Origin of the sequence: Gibbsiella dentisursi (genome assembly GCF_039539505.1) — a bacterium.
Classification (GTDB): domain Bacteria; phylum Pseudomonadota; class Gammaproteobacteria; order Enterobacterales; family Enterobacteriaceae; genus Gibbsiella; species Gibbsiella quercinecans.
Genome location: NZ_BAABDG010000009.1, coordinates 1 through 25,333, shown reverse-complemented (window position 1 = coordinate 25,333; position 25,333 = coordinate 1). Strand labels below are relative to the sequence as shown.

Here is a 25,333-nt window from a genome sequence, read left to right as displayed (position 1 = left end):
CACAGGGGCCGCTTTTCTTAATTTCAGGCACTGCACGCAGTGCCCGACTGTTACATCGCTTTTTTGGTGAGCTCGATAACGCGCAGTTTTGCGATCGCTTTCGCCAGTTCAGCGGATGCCTGAGCATAGTCAACATCGCCATGAGAGGTGCGGATGTGCTCTTCAGCTCGGCGCTTCGCTTCCAGCGCTCTCGCTTCGTCGAGATCCTCCCCACGGATGGCGGTGTCGGACAGCACGGTCACAGCGTTCGGCTGTACCTCAAGGATACCGCCAGACAGATAGATGAACTCTTCTTCACCATGCTGTTTAACTATACGCACCATGCCAGGCTTGATGGCAGTCAGCAGCGGCGCATGCCCCGGATAAATACCCAGTTCGCCTTCGCTGCCTGTCACCTGGATCTTTTGCACCAGGCCGGAAAACAGCTGTTTTTCCGCACTGACGACATCCAGATGGTAAGTCATAGCCATATCACCCTCCTCTCAAGGCGTTACAGTTTCTTGGCTTTTTCCACTGCTTCTTCAATGGTGCCAACCATGTAGAACGCCTGCTCCGGCAGGTGATCGTAGTCACCGTCCATAATGCCTTTAAAGCCACGAATGGTGTCTTTCAGCGATACGAACTTGCCTGGAGAGCCGGTGAAGACTTCTGCCACGAAGAACGGCTGCGACAGGAAGCGTTGGATTTTACGCGCACGGGATACCACCAGCTTGTCGTCTTCCGACAGCTCGTCCATACCCAGAATGGCGATAATATCCTTCAGTTCCTGATAGCGTTGCAGAATAGACTGCACGCCACGCGCAACGTCGTAGTGCTCCTGGCCAACCACCAGCGGATCCAATTGACGGCTGGTGGAATCCAGCGGGTCAACGGCCGGGTAGATCCCCAGGGACGCGATGTTACGGCTCAGTACCACGGTGGCATCCAAGTGCGCAAAGGTGGTGGCTGGCGACGGGTCAGTCAAGTCATCCGCTGGCACGTAAACGGCCTGTACGGAGGTGATAGAACCGGTTTTGGTTGAGGTGATACGTTCTTGCAGAACGCCCATCTCTTCCGCCAGCGTTGGCTGATAACCTACCGCAGAAGGCATACGGCCCAGCAGTGCGGATACTTCCGTACCGGCCAGGGTATAACGGTAGATGTTATCGATAAACAGCAGTACGTCGCGGCCTTCATCACGGAATTTTTCCGCAATGGTCAGGCCGGTCAGCGCAACGCGCAGACGGTTACCCGGTGGCTCGTTCATCTGACCATACACCAGGGAAACCTTGTCCAGTACGTTGGATTCGGTCATTTCGTGGTAGAAGTCGTTACCTTCACGGGTACGTTCGCCCACGCCCGCAAACACAGAGTAACCGGAGTGTTCGATCGCGATGTTACGGATCAGCTCCATCATGTTTACGGTTTTACCTACGCCCGCACCGCCGAACAGACCGACTTTACCGCCCTTCGCGAACGGGCAAATCAGGTCCATCACCTTGATACCGGTTTCCAGCAGTTCCTGGGAGTTGGACAACTCTTCGTAAGTTGGCGCTGCGCGGTGAATCGCCCAGCTCTCTTCTTCGCCGATGTCGCCCTTCATGTCGATGGGTTGCCCCAACACGTTCATGATACGGCCCAGCGTAGCCTTACCAACCGGAACTTCGATCGGGTGCTGCAGATCGGTCACTTTCAGACCGCGGCGCAGGCCGTCGGAAGTCCCCATGGCGATACAGCGCACAACGCCGCCGCCCAGCTGTTGCTGAACTTCCAGCACCAGCTTTTCATTACCGTTTTCTACCTCAAGGGCGTCGTACACGTTAGGTACGGCATCCTGAGGGAACTCGACGTCCACCACGGCGCCGATTACCTGGATAATCTTTCCAGTAGCCATCTTGAATCCTCTACGTAATTCGTAAACCGAGCCTTAAACCGCGGAGGCTCCCGAGACGATCTCGGTGAGTTCCTGAGTGATGCTGGCCTGACGCGCCTTGTTGTAAACCAACTGCAGCTCTTTGATCAGGCTACCGCCGTTATCGGTTGCGGCTTTCATCGCGACCATTCGTGCGGCCTGCTCGCTGGCCAGGTTTTCCACGACGCCCTGATAAACTTGCGATTCCACATAACGGCGCAGCAAAGTATCAAGCAGCACCTTGGGATCGGGTTCATACAGGTAATCCCAGGATTTTTTCTTCAGCTCAGCGTCATCGGCTGGCGGCAACGGCAGCAGCTGAAGCACCTGCGGCACCTGGGACATCGTATTAATGAATTTATTACTGACGATGTACAGCTTGTCCAAACGGCCTTCATCATAGGCCTGCAGCATCACTTTTACCGGCCCGATCAGATCAGACAGGGAAGGGTTGTCCCCCATGCCAGTGACCTGGGCAACCACGTTGCCGCCTACAGAGCCAAAGAAAGAAGCCGCTTTAGAGCCAATCAACGCCAAATCAACTTCGATGCCTTTTTCGGACCAGCCTTTCATCTCTGCCAGCAACTTCTTGAACAGGTTGATGTTCAAGCCGCCGCAGAGACCACGGTCAGTAGACACCACCAGATACCCAACGCGCTTAACGTCACGCTCTTCCAGGTACGGGTGCTTATATTCCAGATTCCCTAACGCAAGGTGACCTATCACATTGCGCATGGTCTCTGCATAAGGACGGCTGGCCGCCATGCGTTCCTGAGACTTACGCATTTTGGAGGCGGCGACCATTTCCATCGCTTTAGTGATCTTCTGCGTGTTTTGCACGCTTGCGATCTTACTACGTATCTCTTTTGCGCCGGCCATCTCTGCTTCTCCTCATTGCCAGCGGCCTGCCGTCTTTCAACTGCAGGCCGCTACGCGTTACCAGGACTGGGTTTTCTTGAAGGTTTCGAGGAGGTTTTTCAACTTGCCCTCGATCTCATCACTGTAGGCGCCAGTTTGGTTGATTTGGTTCAGCAGTTCGGCATGCTCACGGTCGGCGTAGGCTACCAGCGCGGCTTCAAAGCTCACCACTTTGGCAACTTCAACGTCTTCCAGATAACCACGCTCGGCGGCAAACAGCACCAGAGACTGTTGCGCTACGGACATCGGCGCATACTGTTTCTGTTTCAGCAGCTCGGTCACTTTCTGGCCGTGGCTCAGCTGTTTGCGGGTTGCATCATCCAGATCGGATGCGAACTGGGAGAACGCCGCCAATTCACGATACTGCGCCAACGCGGTACGAATACCCCCGGACAGCTTTTTCATGATCTTGGTCTGCGCGGCACCACCCACACGGGATACGGAGATACCCGGGTTAACTGCCGGACGAATACCGGAGTTGAACAGGTTGGATTCCAGGAAGATCTGGCCGTCGGTAATCGAAATTACGTTGGTCGGAACGAACGCGGAAACGTCACCCGCCTGGGTTTCAATGATCGGCAGTGCGGTCAGAGAACCCGTTTGCCCTTTAACTTCACCCTTGGTGAAGGTTTCAACGTATTCGGCGTTAACACGCGCAGCACGCTCCAGCAAACGAGAGTGGAGGTAGAATACGTCGCCAGGGTAAGCTTCACGGCCTGGTGGACGACGAAGCAGCAGGGAGATCTGGCGGTAGGCAACGGCCTGTTTGGACAGGTCATCGTACACAATCAGCGCATCTTCACCGCGATCGCGGAAGTATTCGCCCATTGCGCAGCCGGCGTACGGCGCCAGGTATTGCAGCGCGGCAGATTCGGACGCCGTAGCCACCACCACGATGGTGTTGGCCAACGCGCCGTGTTCTTCCAGTTTGCGCACCACGTTAGCAATGGTGGACGCTTTCTGGCCGATAGCCACATAAACGCATTTAATGCCGGAATCACGCTGGTTGATGATGGCGTCGATTGCCAGCGCGGTTTTACCGGTCTGACGGTCGCCGATGATCAGCTCACGCTGGCCACGGCCGATTGGGATCATGGCGTCAACGGATTTGTAACCGGTCTGAACCGGCTGATCAACGGACTGACGCTCAATAACGCCCGGCGCGATGGTTTCAACCGGAGAGAAGCCGTCGTGTTCAACCGGGCCTTTGCCGTCAATCGGCGCGCCCAGGGTGTTAACCACGCGGCCCAGCAGGCCACGGCCAACCGGCACTTCCAGAATACGGCCGGTACATTTCACCTTCAGGCCTTCGGCCAGGTCCGCATACGGACCCATAACCACAGCACCGACGGAGTCGCGCTCCAGGTTCAATGCGATTGCATAACGGTTGCCTGGCAGTGCGATCATTTCGCCCTGCATAACATCGGCCAGACCGTGTATGCGAATGATCCCGTCACTGACGGAAACGATAGTACCTTCATTGTGAGCTTCGCTCACTACATTGAACTGAGCAATGCGCTGCTTGATCAGTTCGCTGATTTCGGTGGAATTCAGTTGCATGCTCCAGTCCCCTTAAGACTGCAAGACGTCTGCCAGGCGTTCAAGACGACCGCGAACGCTGCCATCAATCACCATGTCGCCTGCGCGAATAATCACGCCGGCCAGTACAGACTTATCAATTTTGCAATTCAGCTTAACTTTGCGTGACAGACGTTTTTCCATCGCAGCGGCGATTTTTGCCTGCTGTTCGTCACTCAGTGCGCTCGCAGAGAGCACCTCGACTTCGACGGTGGACTCCATAGCGGCGCGCAATTCAACAAACTCCTGCAGCACCGCGGGAAGAACCAATAAACGCCCATTTTCAGCCATCACCTGGATGAAGTTCTGGCCATATTCGTCGAGCGCATCGCCACAAATCGAAACGAACGTTTTTGACAGCGTCTCTGGCGCGATGGCGCCAGAGAGCAATTCGGCAATCTGCTCGTTACGGGTGACTTCCGCAGCGAACGCCAGCATTTCCTGCCAGCGGTCGACGCTTTTATGCTCGACGGCAAAGTCAAAAGCTGCTTTGGCGTAGGGGCGAGCTACAGTAACAAATTCAGACATCAGCCCCTCCCTCCTTACAGTTCAGCGACCAGTTTATCAACGATGTCGCTGTTAGCAGCTTCATCCACGGAACGTTCGATGATCTTCTCGGCACCGGCGATAGCCAGCATCGCGACTTGCTTACGCAACTCTTCACGAGCGCGTTTACGTTCGGCTTCGATCTCAGCCTGAGCCTGCGCCACGATTTTGTTACGTTCCTGCTCGGCTTCGGCTTTCGCCTCGTCCATGATCTGAGCCTTACGTTTATTCGCTTGCTCGATGATCACCTGAGCTTCAGCTTTCGCCGCTTTCAGCTGGTCGGTCACATTGGCTTGCGCTAAGTCCAAGTCTTTTTTGGCACGTTCTGCGGAAGCAAGACCATCAGCAATTTCTTTCTGACGCTTCTCGATGGCAGCCATAATTGGCGGCCATACGTACTTCATGCAGAACCAGACAAACAGAACGAACGCAATGGCCTGGCCGAGGATTGTTGCGTTAATATTCACAGCACAATGCCTCTTTAAAAGTTAAATAGTACGGTTGCAATGCAGAATGTTCTTCTGCGTTACGCGACGGCGAACATCACGTACAGACCCAGACCAACGGCGATCATTGGGATTGCGTCAACCAGACCCATAACGATAAAGAACTGTGTACGCAGCAGAGGAATCAGGTCAGGCTGGCGAGCCGCGCCTTCCAAGAATTTACCACCCAGGATGCCGATACCGATCGCAGCACCGATTGCCGCCAAGCCCATCATCACAGCGGCAGCCATGTACAGCAGATCCATACTCAGGTTTTCCATGACAGTCTCCAGTTTGTTTCAGTTAAAAAGTGCTAGTAGTGTTGTAGGAAAAATCAGTGCTCTTCAGACGCCATCGACAGATAGACAATCGTCAGAACCATGAAAATAAAGGCCTGAAGCGTAATGATCAGGATGTGGAAGATAGCCCAAGGCAAGCTCAGGACCCACTGTGACCACCACGGCAACAGACCGGCAATCAGGATGAAGATCAACTCACCCGCATACATGTTGCCAAACAGTCGCAGACCGAGTGAAACCGGTTTGGACAGCAGGCTGACACCTTCAAGAATCAGGTTGATAGGAATAAATACAGGGTGGTTGAACGGCTGCATGGTTAACTCTTTGACGAACCCACCAACGCCTTTCATTTTGATGCTATAGAACAGAATCAGGATAAATACGCCCAACGCCATCGACAGCGTGATGTTCACGTCGGCGGTAGGCACCACGCGCAAATACGGCAGGCCGAGGAGGCGCCCAGCGGTCGGCAGGAAATCAACCGGGATCAGGTCCATCAGGTTCATCATGAACACCCAGACGAACACGGTCAGCGCCAGCGGAGCAATCACCTTGCTTTTGCCGTGGTACATATCGCGCACGCTGCTGTCGACAAAACCAACGACCAGTTCAACGGCGGTTTGCAGCTTGCCCGGAACACCACTGGTTGCGTTTTTCGCCACTCTGCGGAATATCACCAGGAAGAGAACCCCGAGGACAACAGAGAAAAACATCGAATCGATGTTGAGCGACCAGAACCCCGTTCCGACCTGAAGCTGCGTCAGGTGGTGACTGATATACTCCCGTGGAGTAAAGACTTCTCCTGCAGACATGATGCCTCTTACCCTTATTTAGTTAAGTTCGGTAACTGTTAATCACGGCCGGTGCCACTATCTGCACAACTAACACCGCTAAATAGGTCAGGCCAAGTGGCATAAACGCCGCCTTGAACACCCCAAGCGCCACGATCAGCAAAATGATGGTGATCACGACCTTCAGCCCCTCGCCAATGGCAAACGACCAGGCAACCCTGCCAGGCGCCGGCGTTTGCGCTTGGTGGCGCAAGGCAAACAGCATAAACATTGCACTCGGTAACCAGGCAGCGAGGCCGCCGGCCAGCGCAGAACCGCTCCATGCCAGACTCTTGAGGCCAAAAACAGCGCTGATAAGAACAAAAGTCATTAGCTGCGCCAGCAGCAATTTGCGTGCGACTTTCCCACTGTAAAGGGATACAGACATGACGTTTGTTCTCTCCGTACCCCAGTCGGGGTATGCTGAGTGACGTAATAAAACTGCCTTTGCTATCCTGAGTCAAGCAGCAAAAAACGAGGAAATTATACGGGGCACACCAACGAATTCAATCGATAAGTAGCGAAAAGGTGAACAATTATTTAAATCCCCCGGTTTCCTGCTATTTTTACAAGAAATAAGTCGGAATAATACCACGCTTTTATTTGCCCATTTATTCTCGCTGAGAGGCTAGAAACGTGGCGCCGATCACAATAATGGCATTCCCCCATTTATAGCCCACCGCGCCATCGTCCGTCTTTAGCTAATTGAGCGATCAAAAAATATTATAAATCAAAATATTACAGGTTAACTGTTCGAAAACAATCCTTATACCCGCCAAAAACCTTTTATTGACATTCCACCAAGGTTTATTGCAACAGCCAATTAACATTCAGAATAAAGCCAACGGTAGCGCAGATAGTTACGCGCGTGACTATTTACACTTGTAATCGGCCATTATCGCCAATCGACGGCTATTTTTGTGTTAAAAAAAAGTAAAATAACTAAAAAAAGATGCTTTTAATTAGCCTGCTTACTTTTAACGACTAAATAATCGATTAATTCATGCTAGTTTGATCAAAAGCAAAACTCAGTTGGCTTTCAGCACCACCAGATGGCGTTCACCTTCCAGCTCCGGCACCTGTAAACGCACCACCGTTTCCAGGCTAATGCCGGCAGGCAACTGCGCCAATTCGTCTTCAGGGCGTAGGCCTTTCAGCGCGTAAAAACGCCCGTGGCCCTTGGCGGGCAGATGGCTACACCACGCGAGCATGTCTTGCAGCGAAGCAAAGGCGCGGCTAATCACCCCATCAAACGGCGGCTCTGGCGGGTATTCCTCTACGCGGCTCTGTACCGGCTCCACGTTCTTCAGCCCCAGCTCATGCTGCACCTGGCGCAGAAAGCGCACGCGTTTGCCCAGGCTGTCGAGCAGGGTGAAATGCGCATCAGGGCGCACGATAGCCAGCGGGATCCCCGGCAAGCCTGGCCCGGTGCCGACGTCGATAAAGCGCGAGCCCTGGAGATACGGGTTCACCACGATGCTGTCGAGAATGTGGCGCACCAGCATCTGCTGCGGATCGCGCACGGAAGTCAGGTTATAAGCCTTGTTCCACTTGTCCAGCATGCCGACGTAGCCCAGCAACTGCTGTTTTTGCTGATCGGGGAGCACAATGCCGGCCGCTAGCAGCAGCGAATCTAATTTCTTTTGCACAATGGGGTCCTCTGCCTGGCGCTGGCCGCGCCGTTAACGCGGGCAGACTGATAAAGGCAACTATGATAATTCAGGCTGCAGGGGATGTCAGCGGCCAGCCAGTAAAGCCGGCCGCGCAACAAGGCTTATGCGCTGCGGCGCAGCAACCCTTGTTTTTTCAGCCACACCAACAGGATGGAAATGGCGGCTGGGGTAACGCCGGAAATTCGCGAAGCCTGGCCGATCGAGTTGGGTTTGTGATCGTTGAGTTTGGCGATCACTTCATTGGACAGGCCGGAAACCTGGCGGTAATCAAGATCCAACGGCAGCACGGTATTCTCGTTGCGCTGTTGCTTTTCGATCTCATCCTGCTGCCGGGCGATATAGCCTTCGTATTTTACCTGGATTTCCACCTGCTCCGCGGCCTGGCTATCCGCCAACGCCGGCGCGAAAGCGTCAATCGCCGTCAGGGCAGCGTAATCCATTTCCGGCCGACGCAGCAGATCTTCGCCGTTGACCTCGCGCGATAGCGGCGCTTTCAGCAGTGCGTTCACCTGCGCAATATTTTCAGCATGCGGATGCGCCCAGATATCACGCAGGCGCTGGCGTTCCCGCTCAATACGCTCCACTTTTTCGCTATAGCGCGCCCAGCGAACATCGTCCACCAGGCCCAACTGCCGGCCTTTTTCCGTCAGGCGCAGATCGGCGTTGTCTTCACGCAGCATCAGGCGGTATTCCGCCCGTGAGGTGAACATGCGGTACGGCTCTTTGGTGCCCAGGGTGCTGAGATCGTCCACCAGCACGCCAAGGTAGGCTTCGGAACGCGCAGGCGCCCAGCCCTCCTCGTCTGCGGCAAAGCGGCCTGCATTCAGGCCGGCCAGCAGCCCCTGCGCGGCGGCTTCTTCGTAGCCGGTGGTGCCGTTAATCTGGCCGGCGAAGAACAGCCCCTGGATAAATTTGCTTTCCAGAGTCGGCTTCAGATCACGCGGATCGAAGAAGTCATATTCAATGGCATAGCCTGGGCGCACGATGCGAGCGTTTTGCATCCCTTCCATCGAACGGACAATTTGCATCTGTACATCGAACGGCAGGCTGGTGGAAATGCCGTTCGGGTAAATTTCATTGCTGGTCAGCCCTTCCGGCTCCAGGAAAATCTGGTGCGCGTTACGATCGGCAAAGCGCATGACTTTGTCTTCGATCGACGGGCAGTAACGCGGGCCGATCCCTTCGATGATCCCGGCATACATCGGGCTGCGATCCAGGTTATTGCGGATCACCTCATGGGTTTTCTCATTGGTATGCGTGATGTAGCACGGCATTTGCTGCGGATGCTGGCTGGCGCAGCCCAGGAATGAGAATACCGGCGTTGGGGTGTCGCCATGTTGTTGCGCCAGCACGCTGAAATCGATAGTGCGTGCGTCGATGCGCGGCGGGGTGCCGGTTTTTAATCGGTTCACGCGCAGCGGAAGTTCCCGCAGGCGACGAGAAAGCGCGATCGAAGGCGGATCCCCTGCGCGGCCGCCGCTGTAGTTTTCCAGCCCAATGTGGATCTTGCCGTCCAGGAAGGTGCCTACGGTCAGCACAACCGCTTTGGCGCGGAATTTCAGCCCCATTTGGGTTACAGCGCCGACGACGCGATCGTTTTCCACGATCAGATCTTCCACCGCCTGCTGGAAGATCATCAGGTTCGGTTGGTTCTCCAGGGCGGTGCGCACAGCCTGGCGATACAGCACCCGGTCGGCCTGAGCACGGGTGGCCCGTACCGCAGGGCCTTTACTGCCGTTTAGTATCCTAAACTGGATGCCGGCATGATCGATCGCCGTTGCCATCAGGCCGCCGAGCGCATCAATTTCTTTAACCAGATGCCCTTTGCCAATGCCGCCAATCGCTGGGTTGCAAGACATTTGCCCAAGCGTGTCGATATTGTGTGTCAATAATAAGGTTTGACGCCCCATGCGCGCAGCTGCCATTGCTGCTTCGGTGCCTGCATGGCCGCCACCGATGATAATGACGTCAAAATGATCTGGATAAAACATGGAACTCACCTCGGAGTACGTGCGAACGATCGTTATTTGCCCTGGGGATGGGGATTCTACTCAAGTTTAGACGACCCGCCAAGTGGCCAGGATCGTCCGGTAATTAAAAGAAGATCTTTTTTATTTAAAGATCTCTTTATTAGATCTCTTATTAGGATCGCGATCTTCTGTGGATAAGTGAATATTCATGACTTATATCAGCAGATTAAGGAGGATCGTTAGCTGTGAATGATCGGTGATCCCATCACGAATAAGCTGGGATCTAAAACGGTTGTTATGCACAGGACAAAAAGCATACAGCGGTTATTATTTGGATAACTACCGCTTATACGCCGCTTTCAAGCAGAGTTATCCACAACTGATCGCGTGATCTTTATGCGAATTAGAGCAATTTAATCCAGTTATTGATCCATTCTGCTGCCGGATCCTCGGGAATTTCATGCTTGGTGATGTCGATCTCAAGACGATCGCCGATCCTTTTCGCACCCAATGCGCTAAATTTCTCGTCGATCAGTTTGATCGCGCCGCAAAAGGTGTCGTATTCGGAACTGCCCAGACCAACGGCGCCAAACTGCACCCCGGAAAGATCCGGTTGCTGTTCTTCTATCTGTTCCAACAGCGGTTGCAGGTTATCCGGCAGTTCACCCGCGCCGTGCGTCGAGCTCACTACCAACCAGCGCCCAGCCAATGTCAGTTCATCCAGTTCAGGGCCATGCAGCATTTCGGTAGAAAAGCCGGCTTCTTCCAGTTTTTCTGCCAGATGTTCGGCCACATATTCCGCGCTACCCAGCGTGCTGCCACTGATCAGGGTTATGTCTACCATGAATGAATGATCCCAGCGATTCGAAAAGAGGCTGCATTGTACGCTGTGAATCGGCTGGGATCTACCTGTGGATAATAGGGGTATAGAAAATCATCGGCTAAGGGGTGATGGTACGCATAATGGGGTTTTGCAGCGAGATCAGCGTTTCCGTTGACTGGATCTCATCAATGGTTTGGATCTTGTTGATAAGTACCAATTGCAGCGCATCGATCGAGCGGCACATCACCTTGATGAAGACACTGTAATGCCCGGTGGTGTAATAGGCTTCCACCACTTCTTCCAGGCTTTCCAGCTTTTTCAACGCGGAAGGGTAATCCTTGGCGCTTTTTAAAATGATGCCGATAAAGCAGCACACATCGTAGCCCAGCTTCTTGGGGTTCACGTCGATACGGGCGCCGGAAATGATGCCCGCCAGCTTCATTTTTTCTACCCGAACGTGGATGGTGCCCGGACTGACGGCAAACGCCTTGGCCAGTTCCGCATAGGGGGTACGCGCGTTCTCCATCAGAGCGTTGAGAATGCCGCGATCGAGATTATCGATCTGATAAGTTTCCGCCATGCTGTTTCTCTTTATTGATGAATATCGAATTGATCGGGTTTTAAGATGGAATAGTGGACGGCGAATAGCAACTTCCGTTAGCGAAAATTGAGTGCTGACGGCACGTTTTTGCGCAATGGTGAATGGTTGGAGTGGTGAGGAAAGCCTTAGCGCTGCCAGCGGCGCAGCAGGCGGCTTTTCAGGCTGGTATCAAAGCGCCAGATGTGATCAAAGATCCGCATGATGCCTGGTTTGCCATAGGCCGACATCGCCACCGCGTGGAAACGCTGCTGGTGGCTTTGCTGCTGGCGCTTGACCTTGTTAATGGTTTCTTCAGGCAGGCGTAGAGCGATGAAATCGGAAATAATCACCGCATCGGCGTCAACCCAACCGCTTTCGGCCATTTTATCCACGCTGGCGTTCAGGCAGGCGGCCAGATCGGTGCCACCGCGAAAATGCTGGCCGAGGAAGCGCACGGCCTGTTCGATGCCGCTGGCGGCGGTGAGTTCATAATGGACGATCTGGTTGGCGAACAGCATGATGTAGCAGCGCCGATTATCCGCCAGCGCCACGCGCAGCAGCGCCAGGCAGAAAGCTTTAGCACACTGCTCGTTAAACCCGCCCATAGAGCCCGAGGTATCAACGCAGACAATAAAAGGCCCGCGCGGTTGCCGATCCTGCTGTTGGTGGATCACCGGCCGCATCACGGTTTTTTCGTGCCAGGCATCGCCCTGCAGGCGATAGCTCAGCAGCTGTTTTTCCAGCAGGCGGCGGTAAAATTCGAATTCCAGCTCTTCAACCCCCAGCATCGCCAGCTCGGGGGGAAGCAAACGCAGGATGTCGTCGCTTTGATGAATGCCGTTAACTTCTTCCGGCAGGGTGGCCGGCGTACGCACCAGGCTGCGAAACGGTTCCAACGGGGCATCAGGCTGCGGTACGCTTTTGGCCTCGTAGCTGCGGCCCAGTTGCTGCGCGAGCTTTTTCAGTTCTGGCTGCGTTTGCAGAAATTGGCCATATTCCACCAGCCGCTGATAATCGCCGCGCTGTAGCTTGCCTTTACTCATGTCCCACAGCCGCCCGGCCGCGGTGTCGTTTTCGGCCAATATCGGCTCCAGCGAGCCGCTGAGCGCCAGGCGTTCCTGCAGTTCCGCCATCAACTGTTCCCGCTCCTGCTCCAGCAACTGATGATGCAGCAGCGTGGCCTGTAATGTCAGGCTAATGCGCCAGCGTTGCAGGAATAGCGTCTGAAAGCTGTCATCAAGGGGATGATTGGGCAAATCCGCGGCGTCGACCAGCCGGCGGGCCTGTTCATAAAAAGGAGAAACCAACTGCTGCAGCAGATCCAGCGTGTCATTCAGGTTTTGATAAAACTGGCTGTTGCTTTCCAACTGGCACTGCTGATAGCGATAAAACTCCTGCGCCAGCGCCGGTGGCACCATCGCCTGGTGGAGCCGCTCTTTTAAACGCAGTTTCCATTGTGGCAGATCGCGATCCAGCGCCCGCCGCATCGCCGGGAACTTCTTGAAAAACACCGCAAGCTGCGGCAACGCCAGCATGGCGACGATCGTGTCTTCGATCAGTTCACCTTCGGCGATCGCCAGCAACAGATCGAGCGTTTCCAGATTGAGCATGTTTACCGGCCGCGCATCTGTTGTTGCAGCTGTTTAAGCTGTTCCGCCACCTGTAACAGGCTGGATTCAATTTTGGCCAGGCCTTCCGCCGGGGTAAACAGGCATGGCTGATGCTGGCTGAATAAGCGCCGCTGTTCCGCCAGCCGCAGCGCCAGCGTATCCAGCTCGTCCTGCAGTTCCGGCGGCGTGCTGCCGCTTGGGCCGCCGGGCAGGGCGAGCAGCGCAGGCTGGCGGCTGACGTCCAGTACGCACAGATACTGTTGGTTATCCACCAGCAGATCGATTTGCTGCGCAAAACCGATGCCGTTCAGCTTGGCGCGCACCTCTCCGCCCTTCTGCAACCAGTTTTCCAGGGCGCTGTTTTCTATACTCAGGTGGGTCACCTGTATGTCGTGCAGCTTTAATGGCGTTTGCAGCAGCAGGGTTTGGCTGGTGCCACTGAGCGCTTCTTTCAACGCATACTGTGGCCGGCGGCTGAACATGCCGCTTTTTTTCTCCAGTTGGATTGCCCTGCGTTCGCTTTGCTGCTGCTGATGCTGCATCCAGCGGGTATGCAGCTGCTGCAGTTGCAGCAAGTGGGTCTGCTGTTGATACGCCTGCTCGGCCAGCATCTGATCCACCTGTTGCTGCAGGAGTTTCAGCGAAGCCAGATCGTGCCACAGGCAATCTTTGAGCAGCATCAGATCGATAGGCGCAATGCTGTCCCGGCCGCTGAAAAAGGCGCAGGCCTGCAGCAGACGTAGCGCTTTTTTCCAACGGCGATCGGAAATATAGGGCGCTTGCTCCAGGGCATCCAGCCGCTGGCGCAGTTGGAAAATCAGGTCGAAGCAGTGTTCCGGCAGCGCCACCCGATCAATCTGCCCCTGCCATTGCTGGAACTCCTGGTCGCTGATGCTCAACGCCTGCGGCACCGGGTTGTCGTGGTCGTTCTGGCGGTTGGTCAACAATGCGCGGAAATTCTGCTTATCTTGCACCTTATCCAGCCACAGGCGAATCAGCATGCGATCGTACAACGCTTCCAGGCTGTTATCGGCTTCCGGCAACTCGTTGGATGCGGCGATCAGCAGGCGCAAGGGGATTGGCTCCTCACTGTTGCCGTTGCGGAAGCGGCGCTCATTGATGGCGGTCAACAGGGTGTTGAGGATCGCCGGGCCGGCCTTCCAGATTTCATCCAGGAAGACGATCTCCGCTTCCGGCAGATAGCCGGCGGTCAGGCGCTGATAGCGCCCTTCGTCCTTTAGCGCCTGAATGGATAGCGGGCCGAACACTTCTTCCGGGGTGGAGAAGCGCGTCATCAGATATTCAAATGAACGCGCATTGCGAAAGGCAAACTTCAGGCGGCGGGCTATCAGGCTTTTGGCGATGCCCGGAGGGCCAAGCAAAAATACGCTCTCGCCGCTTAGCGCGGCCAACAGGCACAGGCGGATTGCTTCCTGCCGTTCATACAGGCCACTTTCCAGCGCATTGCTGAGACGGGAAATGCGTTCTGCCAAATGTGATGAAGAGACCATAGATTTATCGTATTGTCCGTTAGTTGACCAAACTTACTTAAACGACTAATACTAAAACAGTACCGTTTTTAATGATATAGATTATTGATTAGTAATAAATTTCTTTGGTTTAATCGATATTTGGCGCATCTTTTTGCCTTTTTGGCGGGTCTATTAAAGAGTAGGCAAGTAGTAGAATTCGTGCATACTGTGCGCTTTTTAGTGGGCGTAACGGATCTTGGAGCCCGCATCTATTGGATCGATACAGGGTGTATCGGCTAAGGGATGTACTCACAAAAGAAACGAATTATGAGCACAGAAAACAAGCAATCATTATCTGCAGTCACATTGGCTGCCATCGGGGTGGTGTTCGGTGATATTGGTACCAGTCCTCTTTATACGCTGAGAGAGTGTTTTTCCGGCCATTATGGTTTTGAGGTTCGTCCGGATGTCGTTTTTGGCTTCCTCTCCCTGATTTTCTGGATGTTGGTGATCATTGTTTCGCTGAAGTATCTCACTTATGTGATGCGAGCGGACAACGCCGGGGAAGGGGGGATCCTCACATTAATGTCGTTGGCCGGGCGTAATACGTCGGCGCGCGCCACCTCGATATTGGTGATTTTGGGCCTGATCGGCGGCAGCTTTTTCTATGGCGAGGTGGTGATTACTCCGGCCATTTCGGTGATGTCGGCGATTGAGGGGCTGGAAATTGCCGCGCCTTCGTTGGACACCTATATTGTCCCACTCTCAATACTGGTGCTGACGCTGCTGTTTGCAATCCAAAAGCATGGTACCGGCAGCGTTGGCAAACTGTTTGCTCCGGTGATGCTGATTTGGTTCTTTTCCCTGGCGGTGCTGGGCATCCGCAGCATCATCGTCAACCCCGAAGTGCTGCAGGCGCTGAACCCCAAGTGGGCGTTGAACTTCTTCCTTGAATACCAAAAGCTGTCCTTCTTTGCTCTGGGAGCGGTGGTGCTGTCGATCACCGGCGTTGAAGCGCTGTATGCCGATATGGGGCATTTCGGGAAATTCCCTATCCGCCTGGCGTGGTTTTCACTGGTGTTGCCTTCGCTGGTGCTAAATTACTTCGGCCAGGGGGCGCTGTTGCTGAAAAACCCCGAAGCGATTAAAAACCCCTTCTTCCTGCTGGCGCCGGACTGGGCTTTGATTCCACTGCTGATTCTGGCAACCCTGGCGACTGTCATCGCCTCACAGGCGGTGATTTCCGGGGTGTTTTCGCTGACTCGCCAGGCGGTTCGCCTGGGGTATCTGTCGCCGATGCGCATTATCCATACCTCGGAGATGGAGTCTGGCCAGATCTACATTCCGGCGATTAACTGGCTGCTGTATATCGCGGTGGTGCTGGTGATCGCCAGTTTTGAACGCTCCAGCAATCTGGCTGCGGCTTACGGTATCGCCGTTACCGGTACCATGGTGTTAACCAGCATTCTGGTGACCTCTGTGGCGATTAAAAACTGGCACTGGAAGCGTTTTCTGGCGATCGGCATTCTGGCGATCCTGCTGTTTATCGATGTGCCGATGTTTACCGCCAATGCCTTGAAGCTATTCTCCGGCGGCTGGCTGCCGTTGACGCTGGGCCTGGTGATGTTCATCATCATGACCACCTGGAAGAGCGAGCGTTTCCGCCTGCTGCGCCGCATGCATGAGCACGGCAATTCCCTGGAGGCGATGATCGCCTCGCTGGAGAAATCGCCGCCGGTGCGCGTCTCGGGCACTGCGGTGTTTATGTCGCGTGCGACGACGGCCATTCCTTTCGCCCTGTTGCATAACCTCAAGCACAACAAAGTGTTGCATGAACGGGTGGTGCTGCTGACGCTGCGCACTGAAGACGCGCCTTACGTGCACAACGTGCGCCGTGTGACCATTGAACAGCTTTCGCCTACCTTCTGGCGGGTGGTGGCCAGCTACGGTTGGCGCGAAACGCCAAACGTTGAGGAGATTTTCCACCGCTGCGGGCTGGAAGGGTTGCCGTGCCGGATGATGGAAACGTCGTTCTTTATGTCCCACGAATCGCTGCTGTTGGCCAAGCGCCCCTGGTACCTGCTGCTGCGCGGCAAACTGTTCATTGCGCTTAGCCGTAACGCCCTGCGGGCCGCCGACCAGTTCGAAATCCCGCCTAACCGCGTTATCGAGCTGGGCACCCAGATCGAAATCTAGCCGCCATCTTGCCGAGGCCCAGCATTCGCTGGGCCTTTTCTTTTGCCGTTGCGATTGAGCAGCGAAACGTTTCGATAGCGATCACAATTTTGCATCATTTTTGTTGCCTCATGTTGATTTTTTTTTAAACTCCCCTCACCAGCGAAACGTTTCGCCAGCCAGCAGAGGAAAACATGAAAAAGGGTGCGTTATTGAATGCTGAAGTCTCTGCGGTGGTATCCCGTCTTGGCCATACCGATCAGCTCACGATTGGCGATGCGGGGTTACCGATCCCGGCGGCAACGCCGCGTATCGATCTTGCGCTGACCCAGGGTATCCCTTCGTTCCTACAGGTTTTTTCCGCCGTTACGCAGGAGATGCAGGTGGAGAGCGCGATTCTGGCGGAAGAGATCGTGAAGCAAAACCCATCGCTGCATGAAGCGTTGCTGGCGCAGTTGGCCGTGCTTGGCCAGAGCCAGGGGAATACCGTTAGCGTGCGTTATATCAGCCATGCGGAATTCAAAGCGCAAACGGCCTACAGCCGGGCGGTGATCCGCAGCGGGGAATGTTCCCCCTATGCCAATGTGATCCTGTGTGCCGGCGTAACCTTTTGAGGCGTTTATGCAACCTTTACTGCAACTAAAAGGAATTGATAAGGCTTTCCCCGGGGTGAAAGCGCTGTCTGGCGCCGCGCTCAGCGTTTATCCCGGCAAGGTGATGGCGCTGGTGGGGGAAAACGGCGCTGGCAAATCCACCATGATGAAAGTGCTGACGGGGATCTACAGCAAGGATGCCGGCAGCCTGCAGTTTTTGGGGAAAGAGGTGGCGTTCAGCGGGCCGAAGGATTCCCAGGCGGCCGGCATCGGCATCATCCATCAGGAACTGAATCTGATCCCGCAGTTGACCATCGCGGAGAATATCTTTCTTGGCCGCGAATTCGTTAACCGCTGGGGCCGAATCGATTGGAAACGCATGTATGCCGAGGCCGACAAGCTGCTTGCCAGGCTGAACCTGCGATACAGCAGCCACCGGTTGGTGGGCGAGCTGTCGATTGGCGATCAGCAAATGGTGGAAATCGCCAAGGTGATGAGCTTTGAATCGCAGGTGCTGATCATGGATGAACCAACGGATGCCCTGACGGATACCGAAACCGCCTCCCTGTTCAAAGTGATTAACGAACTGAAGGCCCAGGGGCGCGGCATTGTTTATATCTCCCATCGCCTGAAAGAAATTTTTGAAATCTGCGATGACGTAACGGTTTTTCGCGATGGGCAGTTCATTACCGAACGCCCGGTCGCCGAACTGCAGGAAGATACGCTGATCGAACTGATGGTGGGCCGCCGGCTGGAAGAGCAGTATCCGCGCCTTAACCTGCCGCACGGCGAAAAACGGCTGCAGGTCAGCCACCTTTCCGGCCCTGGCGTGGATGACGTCAGCTTTTCTCTCTGCCGCGGTGAAATTATCGGTGTGGCGGGGCTGATGGGCGCCGGGCGGACGGAGTTGATGAAGCTGCTTTACGGCGCGGCGTTGCGCAGCGGCGGCTCGGTGCAGTTGGATGGCCGTGAGGTGCTGGCCCGCACGCCGCAGGATGGCCTGGCGAACGGCATTGTTTATATTTCGGAAGACCGCAAACGCGATGGGTTGGTGCTGGGGATGTCGGTAAAGGAAAACATGTCGCTGACCGCGCTACGTTATTTCAGCCGCGCTGGCGGCAGCCTGAAGCATGCCGCAGAGCGGCAGGCGGTGGGGGATTTTATCCGCCTGTTCAACATTAAAACGCCGACCCTGGATCAACCCATCGGCCTGCTTTCTGGCGGCAATCAGCAGAAAGTGGCCATCGCCCGCGGCCTGATGACCCGGCCGAAGGTGCTGATCCTGGACGAGCCAACCCGCGGCGTCGACGTTGGCGCCAAGAAGGAAATTTATCAACTTATCAACCAGTTCAAGCAGGAAGGGCTGAGCATCATCCTGGTGTCTTCCGAAATGCCGGAGGTCATGGGCATGAGCGATCGCATCCTGGTGATGCACGAAGGGCGCCTTAGCGGCGAGTTCCCGATTGAACAGGCCACCCAGGAAGCGCTGATGGCCGCGGCCGTTGGCAAGCAATACGGCGAAAGCAGGAGTAATCGGATATGAGTTCCCAAACTATCGCAGCAAAGCGCTGGTTCAGTAAAGAATGGCTGTTAGAGCAGAAATCGCTGATTGCGCTGCTGGTTTTGATCGCGGTGGTTTCATCCATGAGCCCCAATTTCTTTACCCTGAACAACCTGTTCAACATTCTGCAGCAGACGTCGGTTAACGCCATTATGGCGGTGGGGATGACGCTGGTGATCCTGACTTCCGGTATCGATCTTTCGGTGGGATCGCTGTTGGCGCTGACCGGCGCCGTCGCTGCGTCGATCGTGGGCTTCGAAGTCAATGCGTTGGCGGCGGTTGCGGCGGCATTGGCGCTCGGCGCGGCGGTGGGGGCTTGCACCGGGGTGATTGTCGCCAAGGGCAAGGTACAGGCGTTTATCGCCACCCTGGTGATGATGCTGCTGTTGCGCGGCGTCACCATGGTGTACACCAACGGCAGCCCGATCAACACCGGTTTCTCCGGCGTGGCGGATACCTTTGGCTGGTTTGGCATTGGCCGCCCGCTCGGCGTGCCCACGCCCATCTGGATTATGGCGATCGTTTTTCTCGCTGCCTGGTACATGCTGCACCACACCCGGCTGGGGCGCTATATCTATGCGCTGGGGGGCAATGAAGCGGCAACCCGCTTGTCCGGCATCAGCGTGGATAAGGTCAAAATCATCGTCTATTCGCTGTGCGGCCTGTTGGCGGCGCTGGCCGGAATTATCGAAGTCGCGCGCCTCTCCTCTGCCCAACCCACCGCCGGTACGGGCTATGAGCTGGATGCCATTGCGGCGGTGGTGCTGGGCGGCACCAGCCTGGCCGGCGGCAAGGGGCGCATCGTCGGCACGCTGATTGGCGCGCTGATTTTGGGCTTCTTGAATAATGGATTGAATTTATTAGGTGTTTCTTCCTACTACCAAATGATCGTGAAAGCGATAGTGATATTGCTGGCGGTATTGGTAGATAACAAAAAGCAGTAGGCGAGTAACGCGGCGGGTTTGCCATAAATTGCGGTTGAGCACGCCAGGCGGCGTTATGCCGTTGCCCATTGCTGATTAGCCTAACTCACCTCCCCTACAGGAATGACGACCATGAAAATGAGAAAATTGGCCACTTTAGTTTCCGCACTCGCGTTAAGCGCGAGCCTGAGTGCCAACGCGTTGGCGAAAGAGACTATCGCGCTGGTGGTTTCCACACTGAATAACCCGTTTTTTGTTTCGATGAAAGACGGTGCGCAGCAGGAAGCCAACAAGTTGGGTTATAACCTGGTGGTTCTGGATTCCCAGAACAACCCGGCGAAAGAGCTGGCGAACGTGCAGGATCTGATGGTGCAGAATCCGAAAGTGCTGCTGATTAACCCCGCAGATTCCGATGCGGTTGGCAACGCCATCAAAATGGCCAATCAGGCCAAGATCCCGGTGATAACCTTGGATCGCGTGGCATCTGCCGGCACCGTCATTAGCCATATCGCTTCCGATAACCGCGCCGGTGGTAAGATGGCTGGCGATTTCATCGCCGGCAAGGTTGGCGCAGAAGCTAAAGTGATCCAACTGGAGGGCATCGCCGGCACTTCCGCCGCCCGCGAACGTGGCGAAGGGTTCAAACAATCGCTCGATCAGCACAAGTTCAAACTGCTGGCCAGCCAGCCGGCGGATTTTGATCGCACCAAGGGGCTGAATGTCATGCAGAATCTGTTGACCGCGCACCCGGACGTGCAGGCGGTGTTTGCCCAGAATGATGAAATGGCGTTGGGCGCTCTGCGGGCGCTGCAAACCGCCGGTAAAACGGATGTGGTGGTGGTCGGTTTCGACGGCACCGCAGATGGCATGAAGGCGGTGGAGGGCGGCAAGCTGGCGGCAACGGTGGCGCAGCGCCCGGATCAGATTGGTGTGATTGGTGTGGAAACCGCTGATAAAGTATTGAAAGGCGAGCAGGTGCCGGCGACGATCCCGGTTGCCTTGAAACTGGTCACGCAATAAGTCAGTTGTGCCGGCGCCGCAACGGCGCCGGCAAACAAGCAGGAATCAATAGGATGGAAACAGGAAAGCTGGTGGTTCTCGGCAGCATCAATGCTGACCATATCCTTAACGTTGAGCAATTTCCCACCCCGGGCGAAACGGTGATCGGGAAGCAGTATAAGGTCGCCTTCGGCGGCAAGGGCGCTAATCAGGCGGTGGCCGCAGGGCGCAGTGGGGCGAATATCGCTTTTATCGCCTGCGTTGGCGGGGATGATATCGGCGCACGCATCCGCCAGCAGCTGGCCGCCGATCGCATCGACACCCGGCCAGTAGAGGCGATTGCCGATAGCACCACCGGCGTCGCGTTGATTTTCGTTAACGGCGAAGGTGAGAACGTCATTGGCATCAATGCCGGCGCCAACGCGGCGGTGACGCCCGATTATCTGGGCCGCCATCGGCAAACCGTTATCGACGCGGAGGCGCTGCTGATGCAGTTAGAATCCCCGCTGGAGACGGTGATCGCCGCCGCCAACCTGGCAAAACAGCATCATACCCAGGTTATTCTCAACCCGGCGCCGGCGCGTGACCTGCCCGACGCCTTACTGGCCATGATTGATATCATTACCCCGAATGAAACCGAGGCCCAGCGCCTGACCGGGGTTACGGTAAACAGCGATGAAGACGCGGCGCGTGCCGCACAGGCTCTGCATGGCAAGGGGATTGCGACGGTCATTATCACTCTGGGGCGCCGTGGCGTTTGGCTGAGTGAAGGTGGCAGCGGTAGACGGATTCCGGGGTTTAGCGTGCAGGCGGTAGATACCATAGCGGCGGGTGACACCTTCAACGGCGCTCTGGTTACTGCGTTGCTGGAAGGGCGGCCAATGGGCGATGCGGTGCAGTTTGCCCATGCGGCGGCGGCCATTGCCGTAACCCGGCCCGGCGCACAGCCCTCGGTGCCGTGGCGGCAAGAGATAGACGCCTTTTTACAGCAGCAGGAGTGATCCTTGGCTACCATGAAAGACGTTGCCCGCCTGGCGGGCGTCTCAACTTCCACGGTTTCGCACGTTATCAACAACAACCGTTTTGTCAGCGACGGGGTGCGTAACAAGGTCATGGCGGCTGTCGAACAGCTCAACTATGCGCCCTCCGCGCTGGCGCGCAGTTTGAAGATCAAGCAAACCCGCACCATCGGCATGCTGGTCACCTCCAGCAATAACCCGTTTTACGCAGAAGTGGTGCGCGGCGTTGAGCGCAGTTGCTATGAGCGCGGCTATAGCCTGATTCTGTGTAATACCGAAGAAGATATGGCCCGCATGCACCGCAGCATGGAAACGCTATTGCAAAAGCGCGTTGATGGGCTGTTGTTGATGTGTACCGAGAACCATCGCCCGCCGCAGGATGCGCTGAGCCGTTATCCCTCGCTGCCTATCGTGATGATGGACTGGTCCCCGTTTGCCGGCGCCAATGACATTATCCAGGATAACTCGTTGCTGGGCGGTGAAATGGCAACCGAATATCTGATCGCCTGCGGCTACCGCAAAATCGCCTGTATCGCCGGGCCGCAGGATAAGGCTACCGCACACCACCGTCTGCAAGGCTATCGGAATGCGATGCGGCGCGCCGGGTTGGCGATATTGCCGGGGTATGAAGTGCATTGCGATTTCGAATTTGAAGGCGGCGTTAGCGCCATGAAGCAACTGCTGGCGTTGGCGGAACCGCCGCATGCGGTATTTGCCGGCAATGACGCGGTGGCGGTTGGGGTTTATCAGGTGCTTTTCCAGGCCGGCCTTCGCGTGCCGCAGGATATCGCGGTGATGGGCTACGATGATATCGAGCTGGCGAAGTATCTGGCGCCGCCGCTAACCACCATCCATCAGCCAAAAGATTCCCTGGGGGAACTGGCGGTTGATGCGTTGATCAACCGCCTGCAAAACCCGGAGCGCGAAGCCCAGGTTTTGGTACTGACGCCCGAGCTGGTGGTGCGGGCTTCCGTCGCCCGCCGTTAGCCGGCGTTGCTGGCGGCCTTACCCTCTTTTGGCCGATTGGCGATCAGGTTACGGCCATCCCTCTTTTTAAGCAGCATAAAGACCAATGCCGAGATCACCGTAACGATGCCCATGGTGATAAAGGTGTAATGAAAATGGTCGATGATGGTGCCTGGCGCCGTCGCTTCGTAAAAACGCAGCACCGCAGCGCTGATGGCCACGCCAAAGCTGATGGAGAGTTGCTGGGTGACGGCCAACACGCTGTTACCCGCGCTGGCATTGCCATCGTTCAGATCGGCCAGGCTGATGGTATTCATCGAGGTAAACTGGGTGGACATCGCCATGCCTAAAATAAAGAGCGGCAGGATCAGTAGCCACAGCGGCATGGTCGGGCTTTGCAAAGAAAACTGCGCAATCAACAGGCCGATTATCACGGTGATCACCACCAACGTTTTCCGGTAGCCCAGCCAGCGCAACACGTGCGTTACGGTGGATTTCGCCGTTAATGAGCCGATCGCCGTCGGCACCATCATGCAGCCTGCCACCAGTGCTGAATAGCCGAAGCCAACCTGCAGCATCAACGGAATAAGGAAGGGCACGCAGCCGGTGCCCAGGCGCGAAGCGACGTTGCCGGCGATGCCGACGGAAAATGTGCGCGTCTTGAATAAGCCTAACTCGATCAGCGGCTGGGGATGGCGGCGGGCGTGGGCGATATACCCCACAAGCATGGCGATGCCACAAAGCATTACGCCAAGGCAGATATAGCTCGCCAGCACGCGCTCGCCCAATAGCTCAAGGCTCATCGAAACCAGCACCAGGCTAAAACCAAACAGCATGAAGCCAAAGAAATCGAACGGCCGCTTGGGCGTAGTAAAATCCGGCATATATTTGCGGGCGTAGATAATGCCCAGCAGGCCGATGGGGATATTAATCAGGAAGATCCAATGCCAGGTCGCGTAAGTCACCAGCCAGCCGCCGAGCAGTGGCCCCACCACCGGCCCAACCAGCCCGGGCATGGTGACGAAGTTAAGCACCGGCAGCAGTTCACTGCGCGGATAAGCGCGCAGTAGCGCCAGCCTGGCGACCGGCATCATCATTGCGCCGCCAACCCCTTGGATCACCCGGGAGATCACCAGAAACGTCAGCGTGGGCGACATGGCGCACAACAGCGAACCAAGGGTAAACAGTGAGACGGCGAAGATGAATACGCGCCGGGTGCCAAACCGATCGGCCAACCAGCCGCTGAGCGGGATGAGCATGGCCACCGTCAGCGTATAGCTGATGACCGCTGACTGCATCGCCAGCGGCGAGCGTTCAAGGCTAACGGCGATGGCCGGCAATGCGGTGTTGAGGATAGTGGCATCCAACGCCTGCATAAAGAACGCTATGGCAGCGATCCACGGTAGCCCAGCCATACTGCGCGCGGATTTGGTCATTATTATTCCCTGAGTAATAGATGTGTCGTCTTTATATAGAAAGTTCGTCTTTTTCGTTTAACAGAACTTGGCAAGCGATCTGTGCCGTTGCGCCGTCGCTGGCTAAGATGGCATCGACGATGGCCTGGTGATGGTTCAACTTGAGCACTTCATTGCCGGTAATGGCGCGGAAATAGCTTTGATATACCGAGCTGAACAGATTGGCGAACGAGGTCAGGAACGGGTTGGCGCTGGCTTCATAAATCAACTGGTGGAACTGTGTATCCACTTCTATCCAGCGTTCCCGATCAAAATCGGCATGCAGCGCCCGCATTTCCGCCATCAGCGCGGCCAACTGGTTTTTTTGTTGTTGATTGGCGTGAGTAGCCGCCAACGAGCAAGCGTGGGGCTCCAGTGAATTGCGCAAGATAAGGAAGTGTTGCATCACCTGATCGAAGTTGTCCTGCGTCATCCACCAGTTCAGCAGGTCCTGATCGAGGAAATTCCAATTGCTCTGCGGCATGACCCGGGTGCCGATGCGTGGGCGGGGCAGCAGCATGCCTTTGGCCGCCAGTATTTTCACCGCTTCACGCACGGCAGTGCGGCTCACGCCGAATTGCTCGCCGATTTCTATCTCGCCAGGAAGGATGCTGCCTGCCGCATATACGCCAGCAAGGATCTGTTGGCCGAGTTTTTCCGCCAAAAGATAAGAAAGATTTCGTTGGGCGGCTTGTTGCTGGGCAGTAAATTGCATCGCTGCGGATCCTTGGCTGTCTCGTTACTTTTCATTTTACGCTACAGATTGCGCCTTATTGTGCCTGTTGGTGGAAAATGTGGCACGAAAACGCCGTTTTTTTCGCCTTTTGGCGAAAAAAGCACCCGGTTGAAAAGTTTTTTTAAATTAGGGGTTGCAGGCTGCCGGGAAGTCCCTATAATGCGCCTCCACTGACCGGGAACAACGACTGACAAGCCGCCGGGTCAGCAAGACGAAAGCGAAATAAACGCTT

General features: G+C 55.7%; 24 protein-coding genes. 7 read left to right on the top strand and 17 right to left on the bottom strand.

All coding sequences use genetic code 11. The features are described from left to right. Positions 1 to 50: 50 nt before the first annotated feature. The 15 genes from ABFX35_RS19085 to ravA form a co-directional block, all read right to left on the bottom strand. The gene (locus ABFX35_RS19085) at positions 51 to 470 is read right to left on the bottom strand and encodes a F0F1 ATP synthase subunit epsilon (protein WP_095846508.1); all 420 of its coding nucleotides are present in this window, start codon (positions 468 to 470) and stop codon (positions 51 to 53) included. Between the two features lie 20 nt (positions 471 to 490). Then, positions 491 to 1,873, bottom strand: coding sequence for a F0F1 ATP synthase subunit beta (gene atpD, locus ABFX35_RS19080; protein ID WP_279025875.1), 1,383 nt, complete (start codon positions 1,871 to 1,873; stop codon positions 491 to 493). 33 nt (positions 1,874 to 1,906) lie between these two features. Continuing rightward, the gene (atpG, locus tag ABFX35_RS19075; protein WP_095846510.1) at positions 1,907 to 2,770 is read right to left on the bottom strand and encodes a F0F1 ATP synthase subunit gamma; all 864 of its coding nucleotides are present in this window, start codon (positions 2,768 to 2,770) and stop codon (positions 1,907 to 1,909) included. A gap of 57 nt (positions 2,771 to 2,827) precedes the next feature. Continuing rightward, positions 2,828 to 4,369 carry a F0F1 ATP synthase subunit alpha gene (atpA, locus tag ABFX35_RS19070; RefSeq protein WP_279025877.1) on the bottom strand — a complete coding sequence of 514 codons (1,542 nt, stop codon included), beginning with the start codon at positions 4,367 to 4,369 and terminating at the stop codon, positions 2,828 to 2,830. A 12-nt stretch (positions 4,370 to 4,381) separates the two neighbouring features. Then, positions 4,382 to 4,915: a F0F1 ATP synthase subunit delta gene (atpH, locus tag ABFX35_RS19065; RefSeq protein WP_095846512.1), complete on the bottom strand. Its 534-nt coding sequence runs from the start codon at positions 4,913 to 4,915 to the stop codon at positions 4,382 to 4,384. Positions 4,916 to 4,929: 14 nt separating this feature from the next. Next, entirely contained in the window at positions 4,930 to 5,400 is a 471-nt protein-coding gene (atpF, locus tag ABFX35_RS19060) for a F0F1 ATP synthase subunit B (protein WP_095846513.1), read from the bottom strand. A gap of 59 nt (positions 5,401 to 5,459) precedes the next feature. Next, positions 5,460 to 5,699, bottom strand: coding sequence for a F0F1 ATP synthase subunit C (gene atpE / locus ABFX35_RS19055; protein WP_004093904.1), 240 nt, complete (start codon positions 5,697 to 5,699; stop codon positions 5,460 to 5,462). Positions 5,700 to 5,752: 53 nt separating this feature from the next. Continuing rightward, entirely contained in the window at positions 5,753 to 6,529 is a 777-nt protein-coding gene (gene atpB / locus ABFX35_RS19050) for a F0F1 ATP synthase subunit A (RefSeq protein WP_279025880.1), read from the bottom strand. A gap of 22 nt (positions 6,530 to 6,551) precedes the next feature. Then, the gene (gene atpI / locus ABFX35_RS19045; protein WP_279025882.1) at positions 6,552 to 6,935 is read right to left on the bottom strand and encodes a F0F1 ATP synthase subunit I; all 384 of its coding nucleotides are present in this window, start codon (positions 6,933 to 6,935) and stop codon (positions 6,552 to 6,554) included. A 640-nt stretch (positions 6,936 to 7,575) separates the two neighbouring features. Next, positions 7,576 to 8,196, bottom strand: coding sequence for a 16S rRNA (guanine(527)-N(7))-methyltransferase RsmG (gene rsmG, locus ABFX35_RS19040; protein ID WP_346082484.1), 621 nt, complete (start codon positions 8,194 to 8,196; stop codon positions 7,576 to 7,578). Between the two features lie 125 nt (positions 8,197 to 8,321). Then, positions 8,322 to 10,211 carry a tRNA uridine-5-carboxymethylaminomethyl(34) synthesis enzyme MnmG gene (mnmG, locus tag ABFX35_RS19035; protein ID WP_346082483.1) on the bottom strand — a complete coding sequence of 630 codons (1,890 nt, stop codon included), beginning with the start codon at positions 10,209 to 10,211 and terminating at the stop codon, positions 8,322 to 8,324. 382 nt (positions 10,212 to 10,593) lie between these two features. Beyond that, positions 10,594 to 11,034 (bottom strand): FMN-binding protein MioC, encoded by a 441-nt coding sequence (gene mioC / locus ABFX35_RS19030; protein ID WP_346082482.1) that lies wholly within the window; start codon positions 11,032 to 11,034, stop codon positions 10,594 to 10,596. Positions 11,035 to 11,131: 97 nt separating this feature from the next. Beyond that, positions 11,132 to 11,593, bottom strand: coding sequence for a transcriptional regulator AsnC (asnC, locus tag ABFX35_RS19025; RefSeq protein WP_095846519.1), 462 nt, complete (start codon positions 11,591 to 11,593; stop codon positions 11,132 to 11,134). Between the two features lie 146 nt (positions 11,594 to 11,739). Further along, a complete protein-coding gene (viaA, locus tag ABFX35_RS19020) occupies positions 11,740 to 13,203 on the bottom strand; it encodes an ATPase RavA stimulator ViaA (RefSeq protein ID WP_346082481.1) in 1,464 nt (487 codons plus the stop codon). Between the two features lie 2 nt (positions 13,204 to 13,205). Next, positions 13,206 to 14,714 carry an ATPase RavA gene (ravA, locus tag ABFX35_RS19015; protein WP_279025892.1) on the bottom strand — a complete coding sequence of 503 codons (1,509 nt, stop codon included), beginning with the start codon at positions 14,712 to 14,714 and terminating at the stop codon, positions 13,206 to 13,208. Between the two features lie 288 nt (positions 14,715 to 15,002). Between ravA and kup the strand changes: the two genes are divergently transcribed. The 7 genes from kup to rbsR all read left to right on the top strand — a co-directional run bounded on the left by kup (position 15,003) and on the right by rbsR (position 22,932). Further along, positions 15,003 to 16,871 (top strand): low affinity potassium transporter Kup, encoded by a 1,869-nt coding sequence (gene kup, locus ABFX35_RS19010; protein ID WP_121552884.1) that lies wholly within the window; start codon positions 15,003 to 15,005, stop codon positions 16,869 to 16,871. A 173-nt stretch (positions 16,872 to 17,044) separates the two neighbouring features. Continuing rightward, complete coding sequence (rbsD, locus tag ABFX35_RS19005) at positions 17,045 to 17,464, top strand: D-ribose pyranase (RefSeq protein WP_346082480.1); 420 nt, start codon at positions 17,045 to 17,047, stop codon at positions 17,462 to 17,464. 7 nt (positions 17,465 to 17,471) lie between these two features. Next, positions 17,472 to 18,986, top strand: coding sequence for a ribose ABC transporter ATP-binding protein RbsA (rbsA, locus tag ABFX35_RS19000; protein WP_279025897.1), 1,515 nt, complete (start codon positions 17,472 to 17,474; stop codon positions 18,984 to 18,986). After that, positions 18,983 to 19,948 carry a ribose ABC transporter permease gene (rbsC, locus tag ABFX35_RS18995; RefSeq protein WP_346082479.1) on the top strand — a complete coding sequence of 322 codons (966 nt, stop codon included), beginning with the start codon at positions 18,983 to 18,985 and terminating at the stop codon, positions 19,946 to 19,948. Before rbsA ends, rbsC begins: the two co-directional genes overlap by 4 nt. A gap of 111 nt (positions 19,949 to 20,059) precedes the next feature. Then, positions 20,060 to 20,947, top strand: a complete 888-nt coding sequence (gene rbsB, locus ABFX35_RS18990) for a ribose ABC transporter substrate-binding protein RbsB (protein ID WP_095846526.1) — start codon at positions 20,060 to 20,062, stop codon at positions 20,945 to 20,947. Positions 20,948 to 21,000: 53 nt separating this feature from the next. Further along, positions 21,001 to 21,927, top strand: a complete 927-nt coding sequence (gene rbsK / locus ABFX35_RS18985) for a ribokinase (RefSeq protein WP_346082477.1) — start codon at positions 21,001 to 21,003, stop codon at positions 21,925 to 21,927. 3 nt (positions 21,928 to 21,930) lie between these two features. Further along, entirely contained in the window at positions 21,931 to 22,932 is a 1,002-nt protein-coding gene (gene rbsR, locus ABFX35_RS18980; protein ID WP_279029200.1) for a ribose operon transcriptional repressor RbsR, read from the top strand. On the opposite strand, the gene mdtD is transcribed toward rbsR, so the two are convergent. After that, positions 22,929 to 24,347, bottom strand: a complete 1,419-nt coding sequence (gene mdtD, locus ABFX35_RS18975) for a multidrug transporter subunit MdtD (protein ID WP_279029201.1) — start codon at positions 24,345 to 24,347, stop codon at positions 22,929 to 22,931. The genes rbsR and mdtD overlap by 4 nt on opposite strands. A gap of 31 nt (positions 24,348 to 24,378) precedes the next feature. After that, positions 24,379 to 25,080: a FadR/GntR family transcriptional regulator gene (locus tag ABFX35_RS18970; RefSeq protein ID WP_346082475.1), complete on the bottom strand. Its 702-nt coding sequence runs from the start codon at positions 25,078 to 25,080 to the stop codon at positions 24,379 to 24,381. Positions 25,081 to 25,333: the final 253 nt, after the last annotated feature.